At 56.7% G+C, this 22,397-nt stretch carries 19 protein-coding genes; 7 read left to right on the forward strand and 12 right to left on the reverse strand.

The window, feature by feature from the left end; all coding sequences use genetic code 11:
* Positions 1–34 precede the first annotated feature (34 nt).
* Positions 35–1,315 (forward strand): M20/M25/M40 family metallo-hydrolase, encoded by a 1,281-nt coding sequence (locus tag NXF97_RS06830; protein ID WP_022372335.1) that lies wholly within the window; start codon positions 35–37, stop codon positions 1,313–1,315.
* Positions 1,316–1,382: 67 nt separating this feature from the next.
* On the opposite strand, the gene NXF97_RS06835 is transcribed toward NXF97_RS06830, so the two are convergent.
* Together NXF97_RS06835 and NXF97_RS06840 are read right to left on the reverse strand one after the other, a co-directional pair.
* On the reverse strand, positions 1,383–2,291 hold the full coding sequence (locus NXF97_RS06835) for a DMT family transporter (RefSeq protein WP_274955530.1): 909 nt from the start codon (positions 2,289–2,291) through the stop codon (positions 1,383–1,385).
* 62 nt (positions 2,292–2,353) lie between these two features.
* A complete protein-coding gene (locus NXF97_RS06840) occupies positions 2,354–3,631 on the reverse strand; it encodes a solute carrier family 23 protein (RefSeq protein ID WP_022372333.1) in 1,278 nt (425 codons plus the stop codon).
* Positions 3,632–3,915: 284 nt separating this feature from the next.
* Here NXF97_RS06840 and NXF97_RS06845 point away from each other — a divergent pair, with 284 nt between their 5' ends.
* Genes NXF97_RS06845 through NXF97_RS06855 form a run of 3 tightly spaced genes read left to right on the forward strand, consistent with a single transcriptional unit; the run spans position 3,916 to position 6,709 of the window.
* Complete coding sequence (locus tag NXF97_RS06845) at positions 3,916–5,514, forward strand: peptide chain release factor 3 (RefSeq protein ID WP_022372332.1); 1,599 nt, start codon at positions 3,916–3,918, stop codon at positions 5,512–5,514.
* 14 nt (positions 5,515–5,528) lie between these two features.
* The gene (locus tag NXF97_RS06850; RefSeq protein WP_022372331.1) at positions 5,529–6,023 is read left to right on the forward strand and encodes a GNAT family N-acetyltransferase; all 495 of its coding nucleotides are present in this window, start codon (positions 5,529–5,531) and stop codon (positions 6,021–6,023) included.
* A 14-nt stretch (positions 6,024–6,037) separates the two neighbouring features.
* Positions 6,038–6,709 (forward strand): HAD-IA family hydrolase, encoded by a 672-nt coding sequence (locus tag NXF97_RS06855; protein WP_274955531.1) that lies wholly within the window; start codon positions 6,038–6,040, stop codon positions 6,707–6,709.
* 3 nt (positions 6,710–6,712) lie between these two features.
* Here NXF97_RS06855 and hydF read toward each other — a convergent pair whose 3' ends face one another.
* The 9 genes from hydF to NXF97_RS06900 all read right to left on the reverse strand — a co-directional run bounded on the left by hydF (position 6,713) and on the right by NXF97_RS06900 (position 18,222).
* Complete coding sequence (gene hydF / locus NXF97_RS06860) at positions 6,713–7,996, reverse strand: [FeFe] hydrogenase H-cluster maturation GTPase HydF (RefSeq protein WP_074008558.1); 1,284 nt, start codon at positions 7,994–7,996, stop codon at positions 6,713–6,715.
* A gap of 122 nt (positions 7,997–8,118) precedes the next feature.
* Positions 8,119–8,796, reverse strand: coding sequence for a cytochrome b/b6 domain-containing protein (locus tag NXF97_RS06865; RefSeq protein WP_022372328.1), 678 nt, complete (start codon positions 8,794–8,796; stop codon positions 8,119–8,121).
* A 15-nt stretch (positions 8,797–8,811) separates the two neighbouring features.
* Positions 8,812–9,150, reverse strand: coding sequence for an iron hydrogenase small subunit (locus NXF97_RS06870; protein WP_274955532.1), 339 nt, complete (start codon positions 9,148–9,150; stop codon positions 8,812–8,814).
* Positions 9,151–9,152: 2 nt separating this feature from the next.
* On the reverse strand, positions 9,153–10,529 hold the full coding sequence (locus tag NXF97_RS06875) for a [Fe-Fe] hydrogenase large subunit C-terminal domain-containing protein (protein ID WP_022372326.1): 1,377 nt from the start codon (positions 10,527–10,529) through the stop codon (positions 9,153–9,155).
* Positions 10,530–10,855: 326 nt separating this feature from the next.
* Entirely contained in the window at positions 10,856–12,166 is a 1,311-nt protein-coding gene (locus NXF97_RS06880) for a coproporphyrinogen III oxidase family protein (protein ID WP_022372325.1), read from the reverse strand.
* A 153-nt stretch (positions 12,167–12,319) separates the two neighbouring features.
* The gene (locus tag NXF97_RS06885) at positions 12,320–14,170 is read right to left on the reverse strand and encodes an AMP-dependent synthetase/ligase (RefSeq protein WP_274955533.1); all 1,851 of its coding nucleotides are present in this window, start codon (positions 14,168–14,170) and stop codon (positions 12,320–12,322) included.
* Between the two features lie 197 nt (positions 14,171–14,367).
* Positions 14,368–15,294 carry a cysteine synthase A gene (gene cysK / locus NXF97_RS06890; RefSeq protein ID WP_022372323.1) on the reverse strand — a complete coding sequence of 309 codons (927 nt, stop codon included), beginning with the start codon at positions 15,292–15,294 and terminating at the stop codon, positions 14,368–14,370.
* Between the two features lie 28 nt (positions 15,295–15,322).
* Positions 15,323–15,904 carry a hypothetical protein gene (locus tag NXF97_RS06895; protein WP_274955534.1) on the reverse strand — a complete coding sequence of 194 codons (582 nt, stop codon included), beginning with the start codon at positions 15,902–15,904 and terminating at the stop codon, positions 15,323–15,325.
* A gap of 80 nt (positions 15,905–15,984) precedes the next feature.
* Positions 15,985–18,222, reverse strand: coding sequence for a lytic transglycosylase domain-containing protein (locus tag NXF97_RS06900; protein ID WP_274955535.1), 2,238 nt, complete (start codon positions 18,220–18,222; stop codon positions 15,985–15,987).
* An 83-nt stretch (positions 18,223–18,305) separates the two neighbouring features.
* Between NXF97_RS06900 and NXF97_RS06905 the strand changes: the two genes are divergently transcribed.
* On the forward strand, positions 18,306–18,875 hold the full coding sequence (locus NXF97_RS06905) for a 5-formyltetrahydrofolate cyclo-ligase (RefSeq protein ID WP_274955536.1): 570 nt from the start codon (positions 18,306–18,308) through the stop codon (positions 18,873–18,875).
* A gap of 71 nt (positions 18,876–18,946) precedes the next feature.
* Here NXF97_RS06905 and ahcY read toward each other — a convergent pair whose 3' ends face one another.
* On the reverse strand, positions 18,947–20,347 hold the full coding sequence (gene ahcY / locus NXF97_RS06910) for an adenosylhomocysteinase (protein ID WP_022372394.1): 1,401 nt from the start codon (positions 20,345–20,347) through the stop codon (positions 18,947–18,949).
* Between the two features lie 189 nt (positions 20,348–20,536).
* On the opposite strand from ahcY, the gene NXF97_RS06915 reads away from it, so the two are divergent.
* Both NXF97_RS06915 and aroB read left to right on the forward strand, forming a co-directional pair.
* A complete protein-coding gene (locus NXF97_RS06915) occupies positions 20,537–21,121 on the forward strand; it encodes a shikimate kinase (protein ID WP_022372393.1) in 585 nt (194 codons plus the stop codon).
* Positions 21,118–22,200, forward strand: a complete 1,083-nt coding sequence (gene aroB / locus NXF97_RS06920) for a 3-dehydroquinate synthase (RefSeq protein WP_074008551.1) — start codon at positions 21,118–21,120, stop codon at positions 22,198–22,200. The genes NXF97_RS06915 and aroB overlap by 4 nt, the downstream gene beginning before the upstream one ends.
* The last annotated feature ends 197 nt before the right edge of the window (positions 22,201–22,397 follow it).

A 22,397-nucleotide genomic window follows, 5' to 3' on the forward strand; every position in this document is an offset into this window, starting at 1 on the left:
TATCATGCGGTGAGTTATTTTTGGAGAATGACGTATGACAAAACCTTCCGAACTCGCCGCAGTGCATGCGGATGTGGCGGCAGCGGCCGCCAAGCTGAAGGCGGATCAGCGTATTGCCGACTGTCTGGAGGCAGTAAAGCGCGATGCCGATCTGACCCTGAAGGACCAGATTGCACTCACCGAGATTGAGTCGCCCCCCTTTCATGAGACTGTTCGCGGTCAGGATCTGATGCGCCGCCTGAAGGAGCTGGGCCTTACCGAAGTGTCCATGGACAGTGAAGGCAATGTCATCGGCATCCGCCGCGGCACCTTAAAGGGCGAAGGCCCGCATCTGGTGCTTGCAGCGCACCAGGATACGGTTTTCCCGGCCGGCACCGACGTCAAGGTCCGTATCGACGAAAACGGTGTCTGCCATGCCCCCGGCATCAGCGACGATGCCCGCGGTCTTGCGGTCATTCTTCAGGTGCTGCGCACCCTGCAGGAAAAGAAAATTGAGACCGTCGGCGACATCTATTTCACCTGTACGGTCGGTGAAGAAGGCAACGGGGATCTGAGAGGTTCCAAGTTCCTTTTCCACAAGTCCGGCATCAGAATCGACGGCTTTATTTCCGTTGACGGTGTGGACGTGGGGCGTCTGCTCTGCGCAGCCACCGGTTCCAAGCGCTACCGTATTCACTTTGACGGCCCGGGCGGACACTCCTGGAAGGATTTCGGTACGCCCTCAGCGATTCATGCCATGGGTCGGGCCATTGCCAAGGTGGCCGATGTGCAGCCCTGCCCCGATCCGAGATCGACCTTTACCTGCGGCACCATCGCGGGCGGCACCACGGTGAATTCCATTGCGGCGCACTGCGAGATGGAACTTGATATGCGCAGCGCCGGCAGCAAGGAACTCGATGAACTTGAAGCGAAGATCCTGCCGCTTTTTGAACAGGCCTGCAAGGAAGAAAATGCACGCTGGAACGCCGAAGGCGAGAAGGCGGTGAAGCTGCGTCTTGAGCCGATCGGACACCGTCCCGGCGGCCAGCAGTCCGATGATTCGCCCGTGCTGCAGGCAGCGCGGGCGGCCATGCAGGAACTCGGCCTTGAACTCAAGCGCTATGACGCGGCCTCCACGGATCATAATATCGCCATTAACTGCGGTGTTCCCGCCACCACGATCGGCGGGGGCGGCGCTGAAGGCAACAACCATAACGTGAAGGAATGGTATGACCCGAAGGACGGATGGCAGGGTCCGCAGCTTGCGCTGCTGATGTCGCTCGTTCTCACCGGTGTTGCCGGTCTCACGGAGCCGCTGCTGCCCAGACGCTCCTGACAGCCTGAAAAATGAGGCCGGGTTTATTTCCGGTCTCCGGCATGACGCCGTTTCGGCGCAGAGATGCTCATCGGCTCTGCGCTGAGGCGGCGTTTTCTTTTTCCCGTTTTTCCTGAGCTTCCCGACGCTTGACGGAAACCGTGGCCAGGATGCCGGCCGCCACAATGAGGCTCATGCCGCAGGCCATCGTCAGTGAAATCGAATCCGAGAAAAAGAGGCAGCTTAATACCGCTGAAAACGGGATGGAGGAAAAGCCCAGGCAGGATGAAAGAAGCATATTGCCTGAGGCATAAGAGCGCGTTGTGCAAAGCTGCGCAAGTGTGGCGCAGACGCCGATGCCGGCAAGCAGTAGCCCCGACTCCGTCGTAATGGCATGAAACCCGGTTGTCAGCAGCGTGCCGATCAGGCCGAAGACGGTACCGAACACTGTGAAATAAAAAACGATGCGCCAGGAGGGTTCGTGCATCTCTCCGAGCTCTTTGATCTGCCAGTAGGTGACAAGGTCAATAAGCGCAACGGAAAGGCAGAGCAGTCCCGGCAGAAGCGTTTCCTTGCCGAAACTCGGCTGCAGCGTGATGAGAACCCCCATAAAACCCGCAACAATCGCAACCGACAATGTCCAGGGTGCCTTTTTGTGCCGTAAAAAAGCGAGCACGATGATATTTACCGCCATGAATAGCGGTGTTGTGTAGGTCAGCGTGATGTTGGTGCTTAACGGTAAAAGGCCGAGCGAAAAGAACCAGACCGCCACCGAAAGCGTTCCCAGTACCGAGCGTTTGATGTGTCCGAAGACATGCACGGTTTTTAAGGTGAGGCCGTGCATCCAGACGTAGGACGCAATAAAAAACACGCCGAAAAGCGACCGGTAAAACACCAGCTCAAACGTGCCGAAGTGTCCTGCGCTCATTTTGATGAAGGTCGCCATCAGGGAAAAGAGCGCGGCTGCAGCGAGGGCCCACAAAGACTGGGAAAACATAAAAAGCTACTGCAGTAAACGTAAAGGGCAGGCAGCCGCAGCTTCCTGCCCGTAAAGAAAAACTACCGGCGTGACCGGCTCATTACGGCATTAAGAATGATGGCACCGAACGTTGCCGTACCGATACCGCCGAAGGTAAAGCCGAAGAGGTTGAGCGAAAAGTCACCGCCGCCCAGAATGAGCGTCACGGCTGCCACAATGAGGTTGCGGTTGTCGCCGAAATCGACCTGGTTGACAACCCAGATACGGGCACCTGCAATGGCAATCAGACCGAAGACCACGATGGAAGTGCCGCCCAGAATCGGCTGCGGAATCGTCTGAATGACGGCGCCGAACTTGGGGGAGAAACCCAGCAGGATGGCAAAGCATGCGGCAATCACAAAAAGCAGCGTGGAATAAACGCGGTTTGCGGCCATAACACCGATGTTTTCACCGTAAGTCGTCACACCCGTGCCGCCCACACTGCCAGCGAGGATCGTTGCAAGGCCGTCACCGAGAAAGGCACGGCCCATGTACGGATCGAGGTTTTTGCCGGTCATTGCCGTGACGGCTTTGACGTGGCCGAGGTTCTCGGCAATCAGAATGATCACGACCGGAGCAATCAGAAACATGGCGTCCACCGAGAAGACCGGAGCGTGAAACTGCGGCAGACCGATCCAGGCAGCGTTGGCAATGATGCTGAAATCAATGGGTTTGCCAAGGCCCAGGCCGTTGGAAAGGATCATGTAGATGAAGTAGGCGAGCACAAGGCCGGCCAGAATGAGGAGCTTTTGCAGCAGGCCCCTCGTATAGACGGCAACGCCGCCCACGCAGAGCACCGTGAGAAGCGCCATCCAGTGGTCAAAGTCCGTGCCTCCCACGCTGCGCACGGCTGTGGGAGCCAGGTTCAGACCGATGACCGCCACAACGGCACCCGTCACAACCGGAGGCATGAGCTTTTCAATCCAGGCGACGCCCGTCCACATGACGATCAGGCCCACAACGGCATAGATGATGCCGCAGGTAATGATGCCGCCCAAAGCCAGCGGAATATTGGCGTTGGCGCCGCTTCCGGCAACGTAACCCGTTGCGGCGATCACGACGCCGATAAAGGCAAAGGAGGAACCGAGGTAACTCGGGACGTGGCCGCCTACGATCAGAAAGAAGAGAATCGTGCCGATACCGCTCATGAGGACGGCCACGTTCGGGTCAAACCCCATCAGCAGCGGAGCCAGGATGGTGGAACCGAACATTGCCACGACGTGCTGAATACCCAAAGCGACCATCTGGCCGGAGGGAAGTCTTTCATCGGGTCCGATGATGCCGTCTGTTTTTAAGCGCCACTGCGGGAAGTAACTCATGATGCCCCTTTGATTATCCGAGAATTGTTCTTTTGTTTTTTCGACCGGTCCGAACCGTTCGAACGGTTTTCGGAATTGTAGGTGAAAGAAAAAGGAAAACTGCCGCATCAGACCGCTTTTTGTTTGGCACGGACAGCCAAAATGCGGGAAAATACGCCGCCTGCCGTTTTCCCCGTACGTTCAGAGTTCTTAACCTCATTTCCCGGTCCGGGAATATGTGAGTCGAAGCGCTTTATGTTTTTTTACGGGACGGCCTGAGAATTTTTCACCGGAATACATTACGGATGTCCAAGCAAGCCATTCTCCGCGAGGTCAAGCGTCGCCGTACGTTTGCCATTATTTCGCACCCTGACGCTGGTAAAACAACACTGACCGAAAAGCTCCTGCTTTTCGGCGGCGCCATTCAGCTCGCCGGTGCCGTCAAGGGCCGCAAGGCCGCCCGTCATGCCACGAGTGACTGGATGGAAGTGGAAAAGCAGCGCGGTATTTCGGTCACCAGTTCCGTGATGCAGTTTGAGTATCAGGATCACATCATTAATTTGCTTGATACCCCGGGGCACGAAGACTTTTCCGAAGACACCTACCGTGTTCTTACAGCTGTGGATGCCGCTGTGATGGTAATTGATGCGGCAAAGGGCGTGGAAGCGCAGACCATCAAGCTTCTCAATGTCTGCCGTCTGAGAAAGACCCCGATCATCACCTTCATCAATAAGCTCGACCGCGAAGTCCGCGATCCCCTCGATCTGCTCGGTGAAATTGAGGATGTTTTAAAGCTGCAGTGCGTGCCCATTACCTGGCCCATCGGCATGGGCAAGACGTTCCGGGGCGTTTTTTCTCTGCTGCACAACCGCCTGCACCGCTTTGCGCCGGGTACGGAAAAGGTGGCAACGGAATCGGAAAATATTGAGGGGCTCGATAATCCGAGACTTGACGCACTGTTTCCGATGGAAATGCCCTACGTCAGAGAGTCCATTGAACTCGTTCAGGGCGCAAGCGACCCCTTTGACCTCAATAAGTTTCTCTCCGGTGATCAGAGCCCCGTCTTTTTCGGTTCCGGTGTGAATAACTTCGGTGTTGAGGATGTGCTTCAGGCCCTGGTGCAGTGGGCGCCTTCGCCCCAGCCCCGTGACGGCGGCGTACGCCGGGTTGAGCCCACGGAAGAGCCCTTCACAGGTTTTGTCTTCAAGATTCAGGCCAATATGGATCCGCGCCACCGCGACCGTATTGCCTTTTTCCGTGTCTGCTCGGGCTGCTACAGCCCCGGCATGAAGGTGCGCCATATCCGCGAAGACCGTGAGATGAAGATTGCCAATGCGCTCACCTTTATGGCCAATGAACGCGTGCATATGGATGCGGCCTATGCCGGTGACATCATCGGTATTTACAACCACGGGCAGCTGCATATCGGTGACACGCTCACCGAAGGGGAAACACTCGGCTTTACCGGAATTCCTTACTTTGCGCCGGAACTCTTTCGCTCGGCCCGTGCCCGCGACCCCTTAAAGGGCAAGCAGCTGCATCAGGGTTTAAAGGAACTGGGTGAAGAAGGCGCTATTCAGGTCTTTGAAGGTGAATTCGGCAATCTGATGCTCGGTGCCGTCGGTCAGCTGCAGTTTGAAATCGTCGCGGAACGCTTAAAGACGGAGTACAAGGTTGATGCCATTTATGAGGCGACCGATGTGTCCACGGCCCGTTGGCTGGTGTTTCCGGACGAGCAGACAAAGAAAGACTTCATTGACGAGCAGTCGGCACGGCTGGCCCGGGATTGTGAGGGCAATCTCTGCTACATGGCAACCTCGGTATATAACCTGATGACCACCCAGAAGCACTGGCCGCAGGTGCAGTTTCTGACAACCCGCGAGCAGGGACAGAAGTTTGAGTAAGAGGGAGTGACTTCATGGACAACGACATCACAATCCGTCAGGCAACGCTTGAGGACCTTGATTTGGTGACGGCCATTGAGGCCGAGTGTTTCCCTGCCGCGGAAGCCGCGACGCGGGAGCAGTTTGCCGCAAGACTTGCCGCTTATGCTGATCACTTCTGGATTTTCTTTTACCAGGGTAAGCCCGTCGGGTTTATTGACGGCATGGTCACCGACAGTGACGTGATTGATGACGAGATGTTTGCCGATGCGTCACTGCATGTGCCCTCGGGCGCCTGGCAGGCGATTTTCGGGCTGAATGTTCTGCCGCAGTACCGCAGGCGCGGTTTTGCCGGGCGGCTTATTGAACAGATCATTGCACAGGCTCGCAGTGAGGGACGCCGCGGTGTGATTCTCACCTGTAAGGAAGCGCTGATTCACTACTACGCGCGCTTCGGATTTAAGAACTGCGGGCTTTCAGCCTCCGTGCACGGCGGCGCCGTCTGGTACGACATGCGCATCACGTTTTAGCCGGAGGCAGTGCGATGCAGACAAGGGCCGTGTTGTTTGATCTGGACGGGACGCTGGTGGATTCGCTGCCGACGCTCACCTGCAGCTTAAACGCCTATCTCGCAGCGCTCGGTAAGGCGCCTTTTACGGAAAAAGAAGTCTCCGACATGGTGGGTAAGGGCGTCCGGGTACTGCTGCAAAAGGCGTTTGCCTGCCGGCAGGTGAGACTTGCCGGGGCATCGTTTGACGCGGCTGTTAAAGACTACATTGCGCAGTGCCTGAAAACCGGTAACGGGAAGACCCGGGTGTTTCCGGGCGTTGCTGAAGCGCTCGGGGCTTTGCGATCCAAAGGCATTAAGACCGCGCTTGTCACCAACAAGAGCCGGGCAATGACGCTCTCGCTTTTGGCAGACAAGGGCCTTGCTCCGCTTTTTGATGTGGTTGTGGCCGGAGATGACGGGCATACGCCGAAACCGGCACCCGATATGCTCCTGGCTGCGGCCGCGGCGCTCGGGGCGTCTGCCGCGGATTGTGTGATGGTCGGAGACTCCCGCAACGATGCGCTTGCGGCACGCAGTGCAAAGATGACCGTGCGCCTTGTTGCCTGCGGGTATAACGAAGGTGAGCCGATCGGACAGTGGGCTCAGGCCAACAGCTTTGACGCGCCGTTTCCGGCGACAGCACAGGCCGTCGCCGGACTCTGTTGACCGTCAGCGGATGCTGCCCTTGGTTTTCAGATTTTCCTGCGCTTCCCGGAATGCGGCGTAAGCGGCCGGATGCAGCTCAAGCGCTCTTTCCAAAACACCCTGCAGATAACTGATGGCCACACCGTAGTTGGTCATGGGGACGTTCTGCGCAACGGCGGCGCGTACCCGCGAGAGCATATGGCGCCGCGTGACCACACAGCCTCCGCATTGCAAAATGAGCTTGTAGGGCGTGAGATCCGCGGGGAAGTCCTTGCCGACCACCACTTCGATGTCGAGTTTTCCTCCCACGGTTTTTTCAAGCCACCGGGGCAGTTTTTTGCGGCCGATATCATCAGGCTGCGGATGGTGCGAGCAGGTCTCGCAGATCATGACTTTGTCGCCGGGCTTTAAAAAGCCGATCATGGCGGCGCCGCGAGCCATTTCCACAAGGTCAGACTTACAGTAAGCCATCTGAATGGAGAAGGTTGTCACCGGGATGGTTTTCGGTGTGGCGGCGCAGACCTTTTCCACGGCCTGACTGTCGGTAATGACAAACTTGGGCGGCACGGTCTGCTGACTGATTGCCTGCGCAACGCGGTTTTCACGCACGGTGAGGCAGAGGGCGTCACTGTCAAGCGTTTCGCGGATTGCCTGAACCTGCGGCAGAATCATCCGGCCCTTGGGTGCCCCGGTATCGATGGGGGTCACCATGAGAACGGTGTCGCCCGGGCTGATTAACCCTTCCATCATCGGGCGGTCCGGCTCCGTCTCTTCCTGAATCGTGCGGATGATGGCCGAGCGCAATGTGTCAATGCCGATGTGCTCAGAAGCCGAAACGCTCACAAACGGCAGATTAAAACTCTTGATGGTGCTGATGACCGGCGCTTCCGGCGCATGCAGATCCGTTTTGTTGAGCACCACAATGGCCGGCGTTTTGTTGGCGGTGACAATCCGGAAAAGTTCTTTTTCATAGTCTGTGATACCGGCCGCATCGCAGACAATGAGCGCAAGGTCCATCCAGCCTAAAACCGACATCGTGCGGTCGGTTCTTAAGTGTCCGAGCTTACCGACGTCATCGATACCGGCGGTATCGATGAAAACAACAGGACCGACGGGGGCGAGTTCACAGGCTTTTTCCACGGGGTCCGTGGTGGTGCCGGGAACGTCACTGACAATGGCAATCTGCTGATTCGTCAGCGCATTGATCAGGGAGGATTTACCGGCGTTGCGGCGCCCGAAAAGACCGATATGGATACGCAGTCCCTTGGGTGTTTCAAGCCGTGTAGGAATATTAAGTTCAGCAGGCATTTGCAGAAAGTCCGGTTGTGTGTCACACCACGGATTTTAGAAACTTCCACAAGCTGCGGATAAGAAAAACGCCCGAAGGCAGAAGTCCTTCGGGCGTTTCAGATGATCAGACCGGAATCAGATTACTTTTCGATATTCGTTCTGACAACATCCTTTTCAAGCCAGGTCGGCGCATGATGTTCAGCAGCTTCCCAGCTGATGTCGCCCGCACCGATACGCCAGATGCCGAGGAAGTGAGACATCGACAGCAGGGCAAGCGGAATGTGAGCGCAGACCACGAGCAGCGTGATAAAGAGCGAACCCCACACGTGCACGTAGAAGAACGTCACAAACATTTCCTTGCCGATGGCCGGAGCGAAGATCCACAGCAGCCAGCCGGTGACGATCAGAATGTAAATAGAAGCCATGAAAAGCAGATAAGAGGCCTTCTGACCGCCGTTGTAGCGGCCCTGCGGTGGCACTTCCACGGGTCCGAGCGGAATGTGGAAGAAACGACGCGGGTAACCGCCGAAGTTGCGGAACCAGAGGATCGTGTTCTTATCCCATGTCATGCAGGCATGCATCATCATGGCAAAGCGGTCCGGCGCAAAGAAGATGTAGCCGAACAGGCAGAACGTAAAGGCGATGCCGAGGCCGATATGCCAGGTCATCAGCATTTCGCCGGTGGAAGCATCCAGATCACACAGGTACACGATGGCGCCGGTGATGACCAGAGCAAACCACAGGATGGCATTCATCGAGTGGAACACCTTGTCGGGAAGGTGGAAGCGAAGAATGCGGGCATTGTTGTTTTCAGACATGACGTATTCTCCTGATTAGTGCTGAAGTGCCAGCAGTGAACGCTGCGAGAAATGCGTGTGCAGCAGGCTGTACATTTTGTCGTCCATCGGAGAAGCCGAGAAGTCTTTGTAGATGCGGCGGACCGTGGGGTTGTCGTGCGAACTGGTGAGCTGCTGCTTCTGGCAGAGTTTGTCGTCCTTATAAAGGCCGGCCTGACGGGCCAGCAAAATGCAGTTGCGGTTGGCAAGCAGTTCGACAACGCCCCAGCCGGTGGCACCGGCTACGACCGCACAGACGCCGACAACCTTGATGAGGCCGCGACGGCCGAGAACAACGCCGCAGGGACGTTCGGTGTATTGGAAAGTACGGGACATCATTAAATCCTTTCAATCGGGTAGACACTGGCAGACAGGGGGAACAGGGGATTGAGCCAGCCGGTTCCGACGGGTTGCACAGGCTGACCGCCGCCGTTGACGCAGCCGCCCGGGCAGTTCATGACTTCAATGAAGTGCCAGCGGTTGGGGTCGGAACGCACAGTGTCCAGAACGCGTTTGAGAGCCTGGTTGGAGCCGTTAACCACGCAGACGCGCAGGTCAAAGGTCTTGCCGCCGAGCTCAGGCAGGGGCAGCTTGATCGTGGCTTCAACGTAAGAATTGTCGAGACCGCGCACCGGGATGATGTCGGCGTTGTCGAGATCCTTGCCGATCAGAGCGCGGTAGGCGGTACGCAGTGCCGCTTCCATCACGCCGCCGGAGCAACCGAAAATCGTGCCGGCGCCGGTGTAGATATCGAGATCCTTGCGGGTGCGTTCCTTGGGCATTTCCAGCGGATTGATGCCCTTGCGGCGGAACAGTTCCGCAATTTCACGGGCCGTGATGACGGCATCAACGTCCGGGAAGCGCGGAGTATCGGTCGGAATGCGGCCTTCCTTACGCAGGAACTCCCAGGCAGAGGACAGTTCCGGACGGCTTGCTTCCTGAATCTTTGCCGTGCAGGGGGTCACCGCCACAACGCGGACGTTGCGGGGATCGGTCTTGTAGAGGTGTTCACTGCCCCAAACCTTGGCGAGAACGCCGCCCATGCCGATCGGGGACTTGGCGGTGGAGACGTGCGGCATCATGTCGGCCGCCATGATTTCCATCTCGCGGACCCAGGCCGGGCAGCAGGAGGTGAAGTGCGGCAGCGGATGGTGCGAGGCGCGTTCCAGTTCGGGGCCGCGCTTGCCGAGCACCCAGTACTGGATCTTCTTCACGAACTCCGTGCCTTCTTCCATGATGGTCTGGTCGGCAGAGTTGTTCACGTCGTAGGTACGGAAGCCGAGCTTTTCAAGCGCATTGAAGAACTGGTCCGTGGAGAGGGTGCCGGCTTCGGCGCCGAATTCTTCGGCGATGGAAACGCGGACAGCAGGCGAGGGATGCGCCACAACAACGAGAGACGGATCGGCGAGCATCTTTTCCACTTCGTCCACGAAGCTCATCTGTTCGATGGCATTGAACGGGCAGGAAATGAGGCACTGACCGCAGGAAAGGCACTTCTGGTCATTGATCTTGTGCTTGGCACCGATGCCGCCGTCAATGGCGTCAACCGGGCAGACCTTGCGGCAGGTGTCGCAGGCTTCGCACAAATCCTCGTTGATCTTGATAACACCGCGCAGTTCACCCTTGCGCAGCGTACCGACAAAATCCGGACCATTTTCGCCGCGGCAGCCGGGCTGCGGGGCAAAGGTCTTGATTTTGATTGTTTTTCCTGTCATTTTGACGGGTCTCCTGATTACTTTTGGGTCTTGCTCGAAAGCAAAAATTGCGTGTGCTTTATCTGAGTTCAAGGAACAAAATCAGCCGTGCCCCACGCTCCGTACCTGGGCACAGCTGCATTCAATTCTCTATCAGCAGGATATATTTCCTTTTAAACGCAAGGTAATTTTAAGGTAATGCAGGTACTTGTTGCTAGTTCTAAAGGAGTACTCGGAGGTACTCGGGTGAAAATGCACGGAAAAAACAGGGGCCTTTTTGACAAAAAGTTGCCTTCTGTCAAAAAAGCCCCTGTGTGCTGACAATTTGACGGGATTTCCCGTCAGCCTTACATGTCGATTTCCTTGAGCGGTTTTCTCAGTTCAGCGCGGACGTTGTCCATGCCGGAGTAAAACGCCTTCATCATCACCAGACCCAGGAATTTGCCGCGCTCGGTCACGATGATGTTGTCGGGGTCGTTGGGGTCGTCCTTAATGGCGCCGATCAGTTTAAGGCCTGCCATTTCCTTAAAGAGCGTCCGGTCGAGGTTGACGCCGTGCACTTCCCGGAAGTAACGCCGTGACAGACGTGCCGAGAAGATGCCGAGCATCAGGCGGTACTGTAAAACGGCGTGCTTGTTGAAGTAGCGCTGACGCTCCACTCCGGTCTGCCCCTTGGCAATGCGCTCCCCGTAGCGGCGCAGACTGAAGGTGTTTACGTAGAGGTTGGAGCCGAGGAAGGAAAAGGCGCCGGAGCCGACGCCGAGATACTCATCGTGATCCACCACGTACTCATCAAAGCCCTCGTCGTGGGTGCGGCCGAAGGTCCAACTCGTGAGCTGCCGGTAGTTGCCCCCGAGCGTATTCATGATGATGCGGTACTGTTCGGCAAGTTCGTTGCCGGGCGCGGCGATGGTGCCTTTGACGCTCTTTCGGGTCTGAGAGGTCACCATCAGCGGGTACGTTGTGATCTGGCGGGGATTGAGTTTGACGAGCAGATCCATGTCACGCTGCAGCATCTCCAGGCTCTGACCGCGGAAACCGAACATCATGTCGACGTTGGTGGTCGGAAACAGTTCCAGGGCTTCGCCGAGGCGCTCGTAAATCTGTGCGCCCGAACCGAACTTGTCGTAGCGGTCCGTGAGCTTGAGGATCGAGTCGTCAAAACTCTGCACCCCGATACTCATGCGGTCCACATAGCCTTTAAGCCGCCGGAAAGTGGGCGTGGCAATCTGCGCCGGGTCTGTTTCGCAGGAAATTTCTTTGATTCCCGGGAAAAGCGTGCGGGCGTGCTCAATTGTTTTGATGAGCTCGTCTTCAATGATCGTTGTCGTGCCGCCGCCGATATACATGCTCTGAAAGTCGTAGCCCAGGGCTTTCACGTAGTCCATCTCTTTGCGCAGATTCACAAAGTATTCACGGGCCTTGGGTTCCTTGAAAAGGAAGCGGTGGAAGGTGCAGTAGGTGCACAGCGTCTTACAGAACGGAATGTGCGCGTAGAGCAGATACTGGTGTCCCTCCTGCGGAGCAGGCGGCCGGTCCAGAATGACAGGGTCACAGTTGAGATAGCGGTCAATGTAGTACTGCATGATGCGTTCAGTACAGTTGATCATCCAGTCAGGCATCAGTTTGCCGACGGGGCGGTAAGTGCTCTCTGTCATGGTTCTGAATTAAAAAAGCAACGGTCAGTGGTCCGGAAAAGTGCCGGGTCTGCGGTTACAGTCCGGACATTACGGAAAAAACGAGGGTGCCATTGTAATGAGGCACCCTTATTTGAGTCTTTCGGTACAGCGGATTTTGTTAAGCCTGCCTGATTATTTGTGGGATGCGTACATCGCTTCAATCTGTTCGGCAAACTTCTTGTGAAGCGGTGCGCGCTTTAATTTCAGAGTCGGCGTAAGCAGCCCGTTTTCAATGGTCCAGGGCTCAAGCTCAGCCGTGACGTTTCGCGGCAGAGCATAGTGCGGGAAGTCACTTGCGGCGGCTTTTGCGCGGCGCAGCAGTGCGTTTCGCACAGCCGTTGTTTTCAGGGATTCCGGATCCTCGGGATTGAGGTTCAGAGTTGCCGCGAGTTTCTTCCACTCGTCGGGGTTAAGAACCGTCACAAGGCTGATAAACGGCCGGTCATCACCCACCACATAGGTCTGAGCAAAAATCGGATCCGTTTCAATCGCAAGTTCCAGATCCACAGGAGGAATCTTTTCGCCGGTACTGGTGACGATGATTTCCTTGATGCGGCCGCGGATACGGAGCAATCCCGTCTCGTTGTACTCACCGATATCGCCGGTCTTGAGCCACCCGTCCTCGGTAAAGGTGCGGGCCGTGTCTTCCGGGCGGTTCCAGTAACCCTTCATGACGGAAGGTCCCCGGACCTGAATTTCACGGGTCTGCTCGGCAAGGCGGATTTCCGTCCCGATGGGAATGCCCACCGTATCGGGCTGGTTAAGTGTCAGGCTGTTGCCTGCAATGATGGGGGAGGCTTCAGTCATCCCGTAGCCTTGAATCGGCGCAAGACCCAGCGCGCAGAATGTCCGGGCAACTTTGTGGCTGATGGACGCACCGCCGGAGATGGCAATTTTGAGGTTGCCGCCGAACTGTTCGCGGATTTTTGCTGAAACCAGTTTGTCCAGAAGAGGACCGGTCACCGGGTCAAGAAATGACCAGGCGCTTGCCTCGGGCTTCATTTTGTTGGCACGGCAGAAGCGGCGCCAGCCTACGGCAACAGCGGTGTTGAAAAGCCAGCGCGCATAGGAGGGCGCTTTCGAAAGCTTGTCGTTGATGCGGGCATAGATGCGTTCGTAAATGCGGGGTACGGAGATCAGTACATCGGGCTTAACGATCTTGAGATCTTCGCTTAAAAGCATGATCGAACGGTTGTAGGTCACCGTACAGGCCATGCCGAGCGCAAGGTAATAACCGCAGGTTCTTTCAAACGTGTGTGACAGCGGCAGGAAAGAAAGAAACTTGAATCCGGCCGGAGGCATCGGCTTGATGTGATCAAGTGTGGCAATGACGTTGGTCACAATGTTGTGATGCGTCAGCATCACGCCCTTGGGTTTGCCCGTGGTGCCGGAGGTGTAGACAATGGCTGCAAGCTCTTCGGCTTGCGGCGACCGGGGAAGGTCTCTGACGGACTCACCGCGTTTGAGCCAGGCGGCAAGGCCGGAGATTTCAACGCCGTCAATGCTGCGGGGTTCCAGCGTCTCTTCCGTGAGCACCACGAATTTGAGCCCGGGCATTTCAATGCCGGCGGATTTGATCAGATTCCAGCGCTCGAGCTTGTTGGTGACAAAGCAGGAGGCACCGCTGTCGGCGATGATGTAGGCTGACGACGCAGGCGTATCAATTGCGTGCAGCGGCACGGGGATGAGCGCATCGGCCATCACGGCCTGGTCGGATAAAACCGCATCGACTGAATTATTCAGAAGGATGGCAACGCGCGCGCCTCTGTTCAGTTCAAGGGATGAAAAACTTCTGCGCCATGCCGTAATGCGGTCCTGGAGTTCTTTGTAGCTCACTTCAGTCCAGGCGCTTTTTGCGCGGTCGTACTGCCGCAGGGCGATCATGTCCGGATGGGTTTTAGCCCGCAACGGCACGAATTCACTCAGCGTGCTGCATTTCTTCAGTTGTTCCAGGCGTGCGTCAGAATTTACAGAATTGGTCATTTACGAACTTTCGATGAACAGTGAGCGAAACCGGCACAGACAAAAAAGCTGCGCGGCTTCGGGCGCAATTTCCGATGATCCTTATAAGTTACCCGTAAATCAGCATTGCAGAGCACATGAAAATTAGGTGATAACCCTTGGTTTTGTCTGCTCCGTCTGTGAAAGCGCGGCGCAGACAAAGCGGTTTGCGTCACTGATTACTCAAAGAGTTTCGTGGAAAGATAACGGTCACCGTTATCGGGCAGCAGGGCCACAATGAGTTTGCCGGCATTTTCAGGGCGGCGTGCGAGCTCAACGGCGGCAAAAAGCGCAGCGCCGGAGCTGATACCCACAAGGAAGCCTTCCTTGCGCGCGATTTCCCGGCCGGTGGCAAGAGCGTCTTCGTTGGTGACGTCAATCACCTCATCGTAGATCTTGGTGTCAAGCACTTCCGGCACGAACCCGGCGCCGATCCCCTGAATGGCGTGCGGGCCGGCCTTGCCCTGCGTGAGCACGGGTGAGGCGGCCGGTTCAACAGCCACCACGCGGACGGCCGGATTTTTGGACTTCAGATAGCGGCCCGTGCCGGTCACGGTGCCGCCGGTACCGACACCGGCCACAAAGATGTCGACTTTACCGTCGGTGTCGTCCCAGATTTCGGGGCCTGTTGTGCGCACGTGCGCTTCGGGGTTGGCGGGGTTGACGAACTGGCCCGGAATAAAGCTCCCCGGGGTCTGACGCGCCAGCTCTTCCGCCTTGGCAATGGCGCCTTTCATGCCCTTGGCACCTTCGGTGAGAACGATTTCAGCGCCGTAGGCCTGCAGCAGTTTGCGACGTTCCGCGCTCATGGTTTCAGGCATCGTAAAAACGGCACGGTAACCTTTGCTCGCGGCAATGCTTGCCAGACCGATGCCGGTGTTGCCGCTTGTGGGTTCAATGATGACGCTGCCGGGTTTGAGAAGTCCTTTTTTCTCGGCATCTTCGATCATCGAAAGCGCAATACGGTCCTTGACGCTGCCGGCAGGGTTAAAGAGTTCGAGCTTGACGAGAATTCGTGCCTTTAGACCGAGTTTTTCGGTGAAGCGGTTGATTTCCACAAGCGGCGTGTGTCCGATCAGACCGGTGATGTTGTTGAAAACGCGCATTTTTAATGCCTCCCTTTTTTTAGTCCCTCTAAACAACCCGCGCTTGAAAGCGCGGGGTTTCCTGACACAGTGCAGGCTTTCCCGCAACAGGCAAGGTTTTTGAGGCCTTGTCTGCCCGGGCGTCCCCTGCACCACAGGAACATTTAAAACGCAACCGCTCTACGGGTACGGGCTTCATCAGCTCGATCCGTAGGTTCCGGCGAAGGACTGCTTCGTCTTGCCGATTCGCTGGTTTGTACTGCACTATCGATCCGGCGTTCCCTGAGACTTGTTTGAGCCTCGCAAGCGCTGATTGCTCAGCCTTCAGATCGTAGCTGTCAGTGGCGGGATCCGCAAAATACGGGTTCATGGCGGCCGCAAGGTCGCGGTCCATGTACCAGTCCGTATCTCCCAACTGATGACTTCTCTCCCAAAGAGCTTTCTTCCGGTATGTTCCCGTTTCGGGATCGTGCTGACTCGGGCGCAGTTTCCGGGGACTGACTTTCACCACACAACAGCCGGCGCTTTCAGCCTTACTTGTCATCCGGGTTATCAATCCTGCAATACCGCTTTTGCCCAAACTCTTGCCGTATCCGGCTCTCTGAAATGCTTTGTATGAGTTCTTCTCCATTAAAAAATTTCGAAAGCCCGCATTCCTCCCGGGGCTCAAGCCCCGGGAGGAATGCGGGAAATACTGTGAGAAATCTGTCGTTACGGCAGAAAGACGGGTTGTTCCGCTTTCGGATCAATGTCTCCGAGCACGTCCGACAGTGTCGTTTTGTTGCTTTTTTTGTAATAAAACGCGTAGTGCATCGTATTGGCCAGAACCAGTTTGACATAGTTTCTGGTCTCATTAAACGGAATGGTTTCGACAAAAACAGCCCCTTCCGTCCGATGATCGAGTTTTGCTCTCCAGCTTACGGCCCGCGAAGGACCGGCGTTGTAGGCCGCCGTGGCAAGGGGCTTGCTGCCGGAGAAAGCATCGGCAACCAGTCTGAGGTATTCGCAGCCGATGGTGAGATTGGTGGCAAGATCGGTGAGTTTGCCGTCTTCAAAATTCTGCAGGGCTTTTTGCCTGGCAACCCAGCGGGCGGTTCTCGGCATCACCTGCATCAGCCCCCGCGCGCCGACGGTGCTTTCGGCCATGCGCAGAAAGCGGGATTCCTGCCGGATCAGGCCGAAAATCCATTCGGGTTCAAGACCTGCATTGCGGGCAGCTGATTCGATTTCTTCCCGGTGCGGCCGCGGGTACTGCTGTTCAAAAACAAAAGTGCGGGTGCTCTCCGAGGTGTTGATCTGACGGTGTGTCAGTGCAAGGGACTCGGCAAATCCGGCAAAGAGCAGCCGCTCGGACTTGTCCATTTTTCTTAAAGCCCAGTTCCATTCGCGGTTGCCTTCCATGGTGAGACCGAGCTCATAAAAGCGCAGCGCACGAAGAACGGAAGGATCGGAAGCAAAGCGCCCAAAGACCGCTGCATCGGCAGGAACCGGAGTTCCGGCATCATGGGCGTCGTAATAGCTCTTTTTGAGCGCATCCCGGGCAAGAAGTCCGTAAAAGCCGTTGGTGCGGCTCACTTTCTGCATCAGAGACTGTGCCGTGCGCGGCTGCCCTGTTTTTTCCAGAGCACGGGCCTTCCAGTAGAGCCAGTCATTGGTGTTTCGGATTGACGCGGGCAGCTCTTCAACAGCCCTTCTGACGCTGTGCCAGTTGCCGGTACGTAAAGCGGTACGCGCCTGCCAGAGCAGAATATTGCTTTGGCCGACCGTATCGGGGGCACTGCCCGGTTTGCGGCCGGCTTTTCTGTACCAGCGCGGTGCGTTGTCTTCCAGATCCAGGGCGGATTCATAGGCAACGCGGCTCCACAAAAGCGCAGCCCGGGACTGCGAAAGTTTTTTCTGAGCGGTTGAGGCAATGCGGGCTGCCGCTTCAGGATCAGTCCCTGCCAGACGCAGTCCGGCAAACAGCAAAACCGCGGCCTTTTGGCGCGCGAGCCGGTTTTTATTGTTCCGGTACCACTTGGACGGGTTATTCAGAACGGCAAGCAGTGTGCCGCGGGCGGCAGGAAGCTGCCGGCTGTAGCGGGCAATGATGTCACGCGCGGGCTGAAAGCGTTTTTGCTGTAAAAGGACCAGAAGCTGAGGCCAGGCATCTTTGGGGCGCAGCGCCAGATAGTCGTTCCGAAGGCGCACACAGGCGGGGTCAGCCGCAAGCGGCGTGTCCCGGAGCGTCGTACGGGCGGCGGCAAGTGCCGCGGTCTTTTTTCTGTCGCCGGTCTTCAGGTCAAAACGGGCCTTGCTGCAGACAAGATCCGGCTCTTCACGGTTCCATTCCAGTTTTTTGTAGAGGCGGTAAAAAAGCCGGGCATCGTCGTTTTTGGCGGCAATCCGTGCCCAGTCGGCACGGGCGCGTTCCGCAACATAATCGTTTTGGCGGGTGGAGATAAAGCGGTCAAGTTGCCGGACGGTTTCCTGATCCTTCGGGTTTGCCTGTGCATTTAAAAGCAGCACCCAAAGATCAACGTAGGAGGCAAGCGGGTGGCCTGTGAGCTGCGGCTGCAGTCTGAGAAGTTCGTCAAGATTTCCTTTACGGTAGGCCCGGTAGGCATCCGTAAAAAGGGAGTCTGTTACAAGCGGCCCGGACGGGATTTTGACGGATGCGGCCGCCTGCGCGGGCGTCACGGGAGCAACTGCCGGGGTGTGAGCTGCGGGCGGCGTATTTGGCGCTGCCTGCGAGATTGTGACGGAACCTTCTTCAGGCAGAGGAACCGGAATCGTGACCGCACCCTCGGAAAGCGTGGTGTCTTCAGGCTCAGTGAGATCCGGCGCAAGCTCATCGTAAGCGGCTACGGCGGGCGTGAGAAGTTCCCGCGCCGGCAGGACGTGTGAAGTCAGAGCGGCAGCAGCGGCAATACCGGCAGCAAGGAGCCTGAAAGTAGAAAAAACAGCCATTGACTTCTCATCCGAACAAAGAGTTGCCGTACCTGTGAATCCGCCCAATAATACCCGCGCAGCGCTTGCGATCGGGAGCGGGGATGGAAAAAAGTCTTTTAAGGAAACACTTTCTTGCCGTACGTCGGGGTATTACTGAAAACGACCCGCAGACGTCTGAGGCACTTTGCCGGGCCGTGAGCCTTTGGCTGTCGGACAAATATTTCCGGTGCATCGGTTTTTATGCACCTTTTCGCGGCGAGCCGGATATAACGCCGGCTGTGGTTGCGGCTCTGAGCTGCGGGCGGGCACAGTCCGCGGCACTGCCCGTGATTGATTCGGCCGAGCGCTCAGAGATGCACTATGCCCTTTGGTCGCCGGCGGGGGAACTCAGAAAGAATGTCTATGGGATTGCGGAGCCCGGGGAGACCGCGGAAGTTTTTCCGGATGTGATTTTTTCGCCCTGCGTTGCTTTTAACCGTCGGGGCTTCAGGCTCGGTAACGGCAAGGGTTTTTTCGACCGGTATCTGATGCTGCCGCAGGTGCGTGCTGCGGCGCCGCAGGCCGTTGCGGTCGGGTATGAAGCACTTTTAACGGATGCCTTTGCCTCGGAGCCCCATGATGTTGCCTTTGGTTGGACGGCAACAGAAAAGGGCGTTGTAAAGGCTCTCTGAGATCCTTCGCAACGCCCTTGGGAACAAGCGCTCACGGGCTGCGCGCAGGCGCGGGCAGCCCGAACGCAGCATCAGTAGCGGTAGTTTTCGCTCTTATAAGGACCTTCGACCTTCACACCGATGTAGTCAGCCTGCTTCTGCGTGAGAACAGAAAGTTCCGCGTTGAGTTTGGTGAGCTGCAGACGCGCCACTTTTTCATCAAGAATCTTGGGCAGCACGTACACGCCGACCGGATACTTGTCGGTGTGTTCGAAGAGCTCAATCTGAGCGAGCACCTGGTTGGCAAAGGAGCTTGACATCACATAAGAGGGATGCCCCGTGGCGCAGCCCAGATTCACAAGACGGCCTTCGGCCAGAAGAATGATGGAGTTGCCGGAAGGCAGACGGATGTGGTCGACCTGAGGTTTGATGTTTTCCCAGGGGTAGGCACGCATCGAGGCAACATCAATTTCACTGTCAAAGTGACCGATATTGCAGACAATGGCCTGATCCTTCATCCTGATCATATGGTCATGGGTGATGACGTGGTAGTTGCCGGTGGCGGTAACGAAGATGTCGGCCTTGTCACAGGCCCAGTCCATTGTCACCACACGGTAGCCTTCCATGGCGGCCTGAAGTGCGCAGATCGGGTCGATTTCAACCACCCAGACCTGAGCTGAAAGCGCGCGCAGTGCCTGCGCACAGCCCTTACCCACGTCACCGTAACCGACAACAACGGCCACTTTGCCTGCGACCATGACGTCCGTGGCGCGCTTGATGCCGTCAACGAGCGATTCACGGCAGCCGTAGAGGTTGTCAAACTTGGACTTGGTGACGGAGTCGTTGACGTTGATGGCGGGAAACTTCAGTTCGCCGCGGGCAGCCATCTGATAGAGACGGTGCACGCCCGTGGTTGTTTCCTCGCTCACGCCCTTGATGTGCGCCATGCGCTTGGAGTACCAGTGGGGATCTGCGGCCAGGTGGCGTTTGACGGCCGCAAAAAGCGCGGTTTCCTCTTCGCTTGCGGGCTGCGCCACAACGGAAGGATCCTTTTCAGCCTTAACACCCAAGTGCAGCAGAAGCGTCGCGTCACCGCCGTCGTCGAGGATCATGTTGGAAAAGCCTTCGTCATCCCACTCAAAGATGCGGTGGGTGTATTCCCAGTAGTCGTTGAGCGACTCACCCTTGACGGCAAACACCGACACGCCGTCAGCGGCGATCGCGGCCGCTGCATGGTCCTGCGTGGAGAAGATGTTGCAGGAAGCCCAGCGGACCTCAGCACCCAAAGCCGTGAGTGTTTCAATGAGTACCGCCGTCTGAATGGTCATGTGAAGAGAACCGGAAATACGGGCGCCGGCCAGCGGTTTTTGACCGGCATACTCCTTGCGGATTGCCATCAGGCCGGGCATTTCAGTCTCGGCAATGGCGATTTCCTTGCGGCCCCAGTCGGCCAGGTTCATGTCGGCAACGACATACTTAGGATAAGCATTCATGGCGAAAAATTAAGTGAGGTTGAAGTCCGTCGGAACCGGGGGCGCCGGCAACTTAAAAAACGCGCCGTATCAACTGCGTACCCGCGGGATGCGGCATTATAAGGCGAGGCTATCCGGAGGATTCGGGTGCGGGCGGCGGCCCGTCCATATAATCTTTCGTCCGGACAACAAAGAAAAAACTGTCTGAAGATGCAGGAAAACACACATAAACCGTCAGCACTGTTTCTGATCGGCATGATGGCCAGCGGAAAAAGCACGGTCGGTAAGGCGCTTGCCGCCAGGCTCGGCTGGGACTTTTTTGACGTGGACAGGGAAGTCGAACGGCGTACCGGCGTGACGGTGGCTGAAATCTTTGAGAAGGAAGGGGAAGCGGGTTTCCGCCGCCGTGAAACGGAAATGATGGCGGAACTCACGATCCGCCCCGGCTGCATTGTCGCCATGGGCGGAGGTGCCCCGCTTTTTGAAGTCAACAGAAAACTTTTAAAGCGCGGCCTGGTGGTGAGGCTTCTCTCAACGGTCTCTGACGTTTTGGAAAGAACACGCTTTGACACGACACGACCGCTTTTGAGGTCCGAGGATCCGGTGGCAAAAATCCGGGAGCTGATGCTGGCAAGAGAACCGGTCTACGCTGAGGTAAGCGACGTTGAGGTGAGCACCACACGCACGCATCCTGAGGTTGTGGCTGACAGAATTCTCGCAATGAAGGAAGTGCAGGACGTTGTCCGGGAGGCTGAGAAAAGACTCGGCAAAGACAAACGGGAGAAACAATCGTGATTACTTATGTTGTGGATTTGGCTGAGCGCTCCTATCCGATTCATATCGGTTCGGGCACCTTATCGATGCTCGGAGCAGAACTGCAGCGCCTCAAAGCAACCAGGGCTCTGATCGTCACGAACACAACCGTCGGGCCTCTTTACGCGCAAAAGGCGGCAGCATCGGTTGCTCAGACAGAAATTCCGTTTTCAGTTTGTGAGCTTCCCGACGGTGAGGAATTTAAGGATCTCGGGCACCTGAATCAGATTCTGACGGCGGCGGCAGAGGCCGGACTTGACCGTCACAGCGTCATCGTGGCTTTGGGCGGCGGTGTTGTGGGGGATATGGCCGGGTTTGCCGCGGCAATCTGGATGCGCGGTATCCGTTTTATTCAGGTCCCGACAACACTTTTGGCACAGGTTGACAGCAGTGTGGGCGGCAAGACCGGAGTCAACGTTCCTGCGGGGAAAAATCTGATCGGTGCATTTCATCAGCCGGGATCCGTGCTGATTGATACGGATGTTTTGAAAACACTACCCGAGCGGCAGATCAGTGCCGGCATTGCCGAAATCATCAAGTACGGTTTTCTGGGAGACGAGACGTTTGTCGAAACACTGGAAAAAGTGATGCCGGCGCTCAGGGCGCTTGACACGGATGTTGTTTCGGAGGTGGTCGCGCGCTGCTGCCGCATGAAGGCGGAGATCGTACATGAAGATGAGCGGGAATCCGGCGTGAGAGCCAAACTTAATCTCGGACACACGTTCGGTCACGCCGTTGAAAAGCTCTCCGGTTACGGCCATTGGCTGCACGGTGAGGCTGTCGGAACCGGTATCGTCATGGCGGCTGTTCTGAGCGAGGAACTCGGCAACATCGGCCCGGCTGACGTAGAGCGGGTGAGAAAGCTTGTTGCCACAAGCGGTTTGCCCGTTGAAATTCCCGGAATCAGTCAGGAGGCGGCTTATAAGGCCATGCAGGGGGACAAGAAGTCGCTTGCCGGCGTGATCCGTTTTGTTGTGATGAACCGCATCGGGGACACGCAGATCCAGACAGTGCAGCCTGAACTTGTTTTTAAGACGATGAAGCGCTGCGGCTGGGTTTAGTTGCCCGGGCTTGCGGAAGCCGCCGAAAAACCTTCTCCGGAGAACCTTTGAGGTCGCGGCCGGAGAAGGTTTTTTTGTCGCTGTTTTGTCAAAAAACAACGCTTTCTAATTTCAATACCTTAAGAAAAAAGGAAAAAATTAGGCAGATTGCCATCCCGTATATAGGGGATTGTGTGTCGAAATACTGCTGCCCGGCA

Source organism: Duodenibacillus massiliensis (genome assembly GCF_928721995.1).
GTDB classification, from domain to species: Bacteria; Pseudomonadota; Gammaproteobacteria; order Burkholderiales; family Burkholderiaceae_F; genus Duodenibacillus; species Duodenibacillus massiliensis.

Coding starts and splice junctions, on each gene's coding strand:
- NXF97_RS06865 (WP_022372328.1), bottom strand. CDS start 8,796: ATGTCTGAAAACAACAATGCCCGCATTCTTCGCTTCCACCTTCCCGAC.
- NXF97_RS06855 (WP_274955531.1), top strand. CDS start 6,038: ATGCAGACAAGGGCCGTGTTGTTTGATCTGGACGGGACGCTGGTGGAT.
- NXF97_RS06850 (WP_022372331.1), top strand. CDS start 5,529: ATGGACAACGACATCACAATCCGTCAGGCAACGCTTGAGGACCTTGAT.
- NXF97_RS06840 (WP_022372333.1), bottom strand. CDS start 3,631: ATGAGTTACTTCCCGCAGTGGCGCTTAAAAACAGACGGCATCATCGGA.
- NXF97_RS06835 (WP_274955530.1), bottom strand. CDS start 2,291: ATGTTTTCCCAGTCTTTGTGGGCCCTCGCTGCAGCCGCGCTCTTTTCC.
- NXF97_RS06880 (WP_022372325.1), bottom strand. CDS start 12,166: ATGACAGAGAGCACTTACCGCCCCGTCGGCAAACTGATGCCTGACTGG.
- hydF (WP_074008558.1), bottom strand. CDS start 7,996: ATGCCTGCTGAACTTAATATTCCTACACGGCTTGAAACACCCAAGGGA.
- NXF97_RS06905 (WP_274955536.1), top strand. CDS start 18,306: ATGGAAAAAAGTCTTTTAAGGAAACACTTTCTTGCCGTACGTCGGGGT.
- NXF97_RS06885 (WP_274955533.1), bottom strand. CDS start 14,170: ATGACCAATTCTGTAAATTCTGACGCACGCCTGGAACAACTGAAGAAA.
- NXF97_RS06875 (WP_022372326.1), bottom strand. CDS start 10,529: ATGACAGGAAAAACAATCAAAATCAAGACCTTTGCCCCGCAGCCCGGC.
- NXF97_RS06895 (WP_274955534.1), bottom strand. CDS start 15,904: ATGGAGAAGAACTCATACAAAGCATTTCAGAGAGCCGGATACGGCAAG.
- NXF97_RS06900 (WP_274955535.1), bottom strand. CDS start 18,222: ATGGCTGTTTTTTCTACTTTCAGGCTCCTTGCTGCCGGTATTGCCGCT.
- cysK (WP_022372323.1), bottom strand. CDS start 15,294: ATGCGCGTTTTCAACAACATCACCGGTCTGATCGGACACACGCCGCTT.
- NXF97_RS06915 (WP_022372393.1), top strand. CDS start 20,537: ATGCAGGAAAACACACATAAACCGTCAGCACTGTTTCTGATCGGCATG.
- NXF97_RS06870 (WP_274955532.1), bottom strand. CDS start 9,150: ATGTCCCGTACTTTCCAATACACCGAACGTCCCTGCGGCGTTGTTCTC.
- NXF97_RS06845 (WP_022372332.1), top strand. CDS start 3,916: ATGTCCAAGCAAGCCATTCTCCGCGAGGTCAAGCGTCGCCGTACGTTT.
- NXF97_RS06830 (WP_022372335.1), top strand. CDS start 35: ATGACAAAACCTTCCGAACTCGCCGCAGTGCATGCGGATGTGGCGGCA.
- ahcY (WP_022372394.1), bottom strand. CDS start 20,347: ATGAATGCTTATCCTAAGTATGTCGTTGCCGACATGAACCTGGCCGAC.